Source organism: Mesorhizobium sp. M7A.F.Ca.CA.004.04.2.1 (genome assembly GCF_004022825.1).
In the GTDB taxonomy this organism is placed as follows: Bacteria; Pseudomonadota; Alphaproteobacteria; order Rhizobiales; family Rhizobiaceae; genus Mesorhizobium.
In genome coordinates this window covers 1-1268 of record NZ_RZPH01001344.1, presented here as the reverse complement: position 1 = coordinate 1268, position 1268 = coordinate 1, and the positions used below count along the sequence as shown (strand labels likewise).

At 62.5% G+C, this 1268-nt stretch carries 2 protein-coding genes; both read left to right on the top strand.

The window, feature by feature from the left end; translation table 11 throughout:
* A partial coding sequence (locus EN893_RS34420) for an ABC transporter permease subunit (RefSeq protein WP_128362186.1) occupies positions 1–499 on the top strand: 499 nt, incomplete at its 5' end.
* A 16-nt stretch (positions 500–515) separates the two neighbouring features.
* A partial coding sequence (locus tag EN893_RS34415) for an ATP-binding cassette domain-containing protein (protein WP_164901400.1) occupies positions 516–1268 on the top strand: 753 nt, incomplete at its 3' end.

Sequence of the window (1268 nt, the reverse complement as noted above, 5' to 3'; positions counted from 1 at the left end):
GATGCGCATCGTCGACGTGCTCTATTCCTTGCCCTTCATCTTCTTCGTCATCATGCTGGTAGTGTTTTTCGGCCGCAACTTCGTGCTGATGTTCCTGGCGGTCGGCGCCGTGCTGTGGCTCGACATGGCGCGCATCGTGCGCGGCCAGGCGCTGTCGATCCGCCGGCAGGAATATGTCCAGGCGGCGGAAGCCATGGGTGTCGGCCAGCGCGGTATCCTGCTGCGCCACGTCATCCCCAACCTGCTCGGCCCGGTGGTGATCTACATGACGCTGCTGGTGCCTCAGGTCATCATCCTGGAAAGCTTCCTGTCGTTTCTCGGCCTCGGCGTGCAGGAGCCGATGACCAGCTGGGGCGTGCTGATCTCGGTCGGCGCCAAGAACATCGGCACCGCCAACTGGCTGCTCCTGTTTCCCGCCTTCTTCCTCGTCTCGACGCTGTTCGCGCTGAACTTCGTCGGCGACGGCCTGCGCGACGCACTGGACCCGAGAGATCGATAAGATGGGGATCGCTAAGATGGCTGCTTCCGAAACGATCCTCAGCGTCAAGGATCTGCGTGTCCGCTTCCGCACGCTCGACGGCGCAGTCGAGGCGGTGAAGGGCATCAGCATCCACGTCAATGCGGGCGAGACCGTTGCCGTGGTTGGCGAATCCGGGTCCGGCAAAAGCCAGACGATGATGGCGGCGATGAGCCTGCTGGCATCGAACGGCGAAGCGACAGGCAGCGTTGATTATCGCGGCCGCAATCTTCTGACGCTCAGCAAATCCGAGCTCAACCAGGTTCGTGGCCGCAAGATCAGCATGATCTTTCAGGAGCCGATGACTTCGCTCGATCCGCTCTATTCGATCGGCAACCAGTTGATCGAGCCGATCCGCCGGCACCGGGGCCTGAATGCCGCCGAGGCGCGGGAAGAGGCGCTCAAGCTGCTGCGGCTGGTGCATATTCCCGATCCCGAGCGGCGGATGAAATCCTATCCGCATGAAATGTCCGGTGGCCAGCGCCAGCGTGTGATGATCGCGATGGCGCTCGCCAACGACCCTGACATATTGATCGCCGACGAGCCGACGACGGCGCTCGACGTGACCATCCAGGCGCAGATCCTGATGCTTCTGGCCGAATTGCAGCGCAAGCTCGGCATGGCGATCGTCTTCATCACCCACGATCTTGGCATCGTCCGCCGCTTTGCCGACCGGGTCTATGTCATGCGCCAGGGCGAGGTTGTCGAGGAGGGGGAGGCGGAGGCCATCTTCGTCAATCCCCAGCATGCC